The 4306-nt window shown below is 67.6% G+C and carries 3 protein-coding genes and 1 pseudogene; all 4 read right to left on the minus strand.

The features are described 5' to 3' along the window. Nucleotides 1-95 precede the first annotated feature (95 nt). The gene (locus ACRDUX_RS12945; RefSeq protein ID WP_526414428.1) at nt 96-1457 is read right to left on the minus strand and encodes an MCE family protein; all 1362 of its coding nucleotides are present in this window, start codon (nt 1455-1457) and stop codon (nt 96-98) included. Further along, nucleotides 1454-2812: a virulence factor Mce family protein gene (locus tag ACRDUX_RS12950; RefSeq protein ID WP_526414429.1), complete on the minus strand. Its 1359-nt coding sequence runs from the start codon at nt 2810-2812 to the stop codon at nt 1454-1456. Before ACRDUX_RS12950 ends, ACRDUX_RS12945 begins: the two co-directional genes overlap by 4 nt. Further along, nucleotides 2809-3837: an MCE family protein gene (locus ACRDUX_RS12955; protein ID WP_526414430.1), complete on the minus strand. Its 1029-nt coding sequence runs from the start codon at nt 3835-3837 to the stop codon at nt 2809-2811. Before ACRDUX_RS12955 ends, ACRDUX_RS12950 begins: the two co-directional genes overlap by 4 nt. Before the next feature lie 30 nt (nt 3838-3867). Next, nucleotides 3868-4306 (minus strand): annotated as a pseudogene (locus ACRDUX_RS12960) (hypothetical protein); the annotation flags it as partial.

A 4306-nucleotide genomic window follows, 5' to 3' on the forward strand; every position in this document is an offset into this window, starting at 1 on the left:
CGAGTTCAGGCCGTGCCAGCTGCTGCAGCCGGAGACGGTGATCAGGGCCGCGCCCACCGCGACGCAGCGCAGCAGGTAGGTCCATCGGTGGACGCTCACGAGCCGCCCCCCTGGCCGGGGATCATCATGCCCGGCAGGCCGGCTGCGGGATTGGTGGACGCAGCGGACCCAGTGCCGGCATCGGCGGGTCCGGGCGCCTCGGCGGCCAGGGGTGCCGGCGGCGGGGCGTCGGGCGGGGTGGGAGCGCCTGCTGCAGAAGCCCCGTCGGTGGGATTGGCGGGGGGCACGAAGTCGGGTCGCATCCACGGTTCGCTGTAGGTGACCTCGTTGGGTCGGGCCTGCGCCCCGACAAAGGGGTCCAAACCGATTGGTGGGAAGTTGTATTGCCGGTTCTTCATGATCGGTGCCAGGTACTGGGCACACAGCTTGGCCGACTGCGCGTTGCCCAGCCGGGAGGCAGCCTCGATGGCGCCACAAAGGAATCCGATCGGGTTGGCGAAGTTGTTCACCGCGATTGCACCGGTGAGTGCCCCGTTGGCGGGTTCGTAGATGTTGTAGAAGTTCGACAGGGTGGTCGGGGCGATGTGCAGGGTCTGCTTGATGTCGCCCAGACTGCTCACCAACGTGTTGCTGATCGAGGCGAGTTTGTCCGAGGTGGTGCCGATGGCCTCGCGGTTCTCGGTGGCAAAGCTTTGCACGTCACCGACCACGGAGTTGAGGTCCTCGACCGCCTGACCCACCTTGTCGGGGTTGTCGGCCAACAGCGAACTGACCGAGGCGAGGTTGCCGTTGAGTTGTTCGAGTGCACCGGAACTGTCGTGCAGCGCGGTCACCACGGTGGACAGGTTCTTGAAGGTGGTGAAGATGTCGTCGCTGTGGTCACCGAGCGTCGACAGCGTCTGGGACAGCTTGATGATGGTGTCGCGGATGGAACCGCCCTGCCCGCGCAGGTTGTCCGCGGCGGTGTTGATGAACGATCCCAGCGTGCTCACCCCGCCCGGTGTGGCGGGCTTGAGCAGATCGGTCAGTCGCTGCAGCTGATCGCGGAAGTCGTCCCATTCCACCGGAACCGCGGTGCGGTCCTGCGGAATGACTGCCCCGCCGGCCAGCTGGGGTCCCGAGGTGTAGGCCGGTGTCAGTTGGATCGCGCGGCCGGTCACCAGCTGCGGGGACAGGATCGCGGCGTTGACCGCGGCGGGGATGGGGACGGACTTGTCGATCGAGAAGGTGACCTTGGCCCGCTGGGGTTCGGGTTGGATCGTGTCGACCTGTCCGACCCGGACGCCCAGGACGCGGACGTCGTCACCGGGGAACAGACCGTTGCTGTTCTCGAAGTAGGCGACGATCACGTTCGTGTCGAGGTGGTTCTTGAACCGCACGGCCATGGTGATGCCGCCGGCGAGGACGACGACCAGGACCGCTGCCAGCACGCGTCGGCTGCGCCACCACGTCGTCATGGCTGACCTCCTGCGGGTGCGGTTGGGGGTGTCTCGCCGGGCGCGGGCACGTAGACCGGGGACGGGGTCGGTTCGGGCACCGAGGCGATGCCCGGCGGTGAGTCCGCGGGCGGTCCCGGTGGCGGACCTCCCGGTGGCGGCGCAGGCAGCGGCTCGCGGTACGGGTAGCAGCCGGTGGGGCCGGGCAGCGCCACGCCAGCCGGACCGCACCCCTGATCGCCCGGGTTGCCGGTGATGGCGTCGGGCAGGTGCAGCGCCGGTTCTCCGCCTTGGCCGGTGCGGGGGAACGGCACGGGCAACGGGGGCGTGCCGGGTTGCCCGGTCTGCGGATCGGTCAACTGGGACGGCACCTTGACGTTGGGATCCAGACCGAGATCGGAGAACGCGGCGTCGACGAACGGTTGGACGAACTGGCCCGGCAGCAGGTTGACCACGTAGGCCTTGAAGAACGGGCCGGAGGACACCGATTCACCCAGGGACATGGCGTAGGAGTTGAGCAGCTTGACCGCCTGGGCCAACCGGTCCTTGCGGTTGTCCACGATCGTCAGGACGCCGTTGAGTTTGTCCAGTGCCGGCTTGAGCTGTTGGCGGTTCTCCCCGATGAACGCCTTGAGTTGCTGGGTGACCGCGGAGATGTTGGCCCAGATGTGGTCAAGGGCATCGCTTTGCGTGCGCAACTGCGCCAGCAGCGCGTTGGTGTCCTCGACCAGGCGCACCACCTGGTCGCTGCGCTTGGCCAGCACGGCAGTCACCTTGGCTGCGTTGGACAGCAGGGTCCGCAGCTGCTCGTCGTGGGAGTTGATGGTTTGGGCGAACCGGGCGACACCTTCGACGGCGGACTTCAGATGCGGTGGGGTGTCGGCGAAGGTCTGCGCCAGTGTCGAAAGCGAATCGGAGAGTTGGTTGGTGTTCAGTCCGCTGATCGTGTTGGCCAGATCGCCCAGCGCGTCGGGTAGTTGATAGGGCGAGACGGTGCGTTCCAAGGGGATCGTGCCGTCGAGTTGGCCCGGCCCGTCGGGCGTGACGTTGAGGACCTTGGTGCCCAGCAGGCTCTTGGTCTTGATGGCGGCCTCGGTGCGCTGTCCCAGGTGAATGTCGTCGGCCACGGTGAATTCGACCAACACTCGCGCGCCGTCGAGGGCGATGCTGGACACCTTGCCCACCGGGTAACCCGATACCTCCACTCCGGCGCCGGTGAACAGACCACCGGCGTCGGCGAAGTAGGCCGAGTACTCCTTGGTCTGATTGAGGAACGGCAGCTTCTGGTATTGCAGGGCGGCGGTGACCAGGACCGCCACGATGGCGGCGCCGATGGCGCCGATGATCACCGGGTTGCGTTCGCTGAACGTCTTCACTTCGGCGTGCACCTTCCACTGTCCTGGCCCGCGACCTTGACGTACACCGGTTGGCCACCCTTGCCGTTGACCTTGAGCACGATGTCGCACAGGTAGAAGGAGAAGAAGTCGCCGTACATGCCTTGGCGCGCCAAGGCTTGGTACTTGTCGGGCAAGGTGTTGAGCAGGTTGTCGAGATAGTCGTGATCGGCGACGGCGATGCCTGCGGCGCGGTCGGTTTCGTGCACCACCTTCTGGAACGGTTGGCGAGTCTGGGCCAGCAGGTCGGCCAGGCTGCCCGCGGCGGCGTTGGTGTAGGCCACCGCGTTGCTGATGTCGGTCTTGCGGGCGGCGAGTCCGTTGACCAGATCCGACAGTGAGGTGACGGCTGTGTCGAAGCGGTCGCTCTGGTTGCCGATCGAGCCAAGGACGACGTTGAGGTTGTCGATGACCTGCCCGATGAGCTGGTCGCGGTTGGCCAATGAATTGGTGACGACGGCGGCCTGGTCGAGGAACGATCCGACCGTGCCACCCTGTCCCTGCAGCGCCGAGAGCAGTTGCCCGCTCAGTTGGTTGACCTGGTCGGGGTTCAGCGCCCGGAACAGGGGCCGGAACCCCCCGATGAGGGAGTCGAGGTCCAGCGCGGGTTGGGTGTGGTCGACCGGGATGGTCTGACCGGGTTGCAGTGTCCTGACCCCGCCGGCGCCCTCCTCCAGCGCCAGATAGCGTCCGCCGAAGAGGTTGTCGTAGCGGATGGCGGCGCGGGTGCCATCGGTCAGCACGACGGTGTCGTCGGTGGAGAAGCCGACTCCGACCGTGGCATCGGGGCGCACCGTGATGTCTCCAACCTTGCCGACCTCGACGCCTGCGATGCGCACCAGGTCGCCCGTCTTCAGTCCGGAGACGTTGCTGAAGTCGGCGGTGAAGGTCTTGTCCTGCCCGAAGCGGAACTGCGCGAAGACCGCCAGCAGCACGAAGGTACCGGTCACACAGATGACAAGGAACACGGCCAGACGCCACGCGGCGGCGGCGAAATTACCTCGCATGGGATGCCTCGGGTTTCCAATCGGTCACGGTCATGGGTGTGCATCGTCGGTGGGCGGCGGGAGTCCGGGGGCCGGCGGCGCGGAGGGCGCCGATTCCGGGGTCGGTGGTGGCGCGGCGTCGGGCTCCGCCACCGACGGTGCTGCGGGAGGATCGGCCGACGGAGCGGTCGCCGGCGGCACGGCGGCGCCCGCGTCAGCCAACGGGGCGGTCAGCGGGTTCGTCGGGGGCGCCGACGGTGCCGGGGGTACCCCGGGCCACAGCGGGACACCGCCGGGTCCATAGAGAGGGGCGCCGTAAGGCGGGGCCCCGGGATACGGGACCGGGCCGATCGCCGGACCAGGGAGGCATTGGCGGATCTTGGGCGGTTCGGGTGTGCCACGGGTCACCGGGAGCCAGTCGGCGTAGCAGGGGTGCCCGATGCCCGGATTGGGCCGGATGTCCACCCCGGTGCCCCAGCCGGTGTTGGTG

Source organism: Mycobacterium sp., assembly GCF_050701675.1.
In the GTDB taxonomy this organism is placed as follows: domain Bacteria; phylum Actinomycetota; class Actinomycetes; order Mycobacteriales; family Mycobacteriaceae; genus Mycobacterium.

Coding starts and splice junctions, on each gene's coding strand:
- ACRDUX_RS12955 (WP_526414430.1), bottom strand. CDS start 3,837: ATGCGAGGTAATTTCGCCGCCGCCGCGTGGCGTCTGGCCGTGTTCCTT.
- ACRDUX_RS12945 (WP_526414428.1), bottom strand. CDS start 1,457: ATGACGACGTGGTGGCGCAGCCGACGCGTGCTGGCAGCGGTCCTGGTC.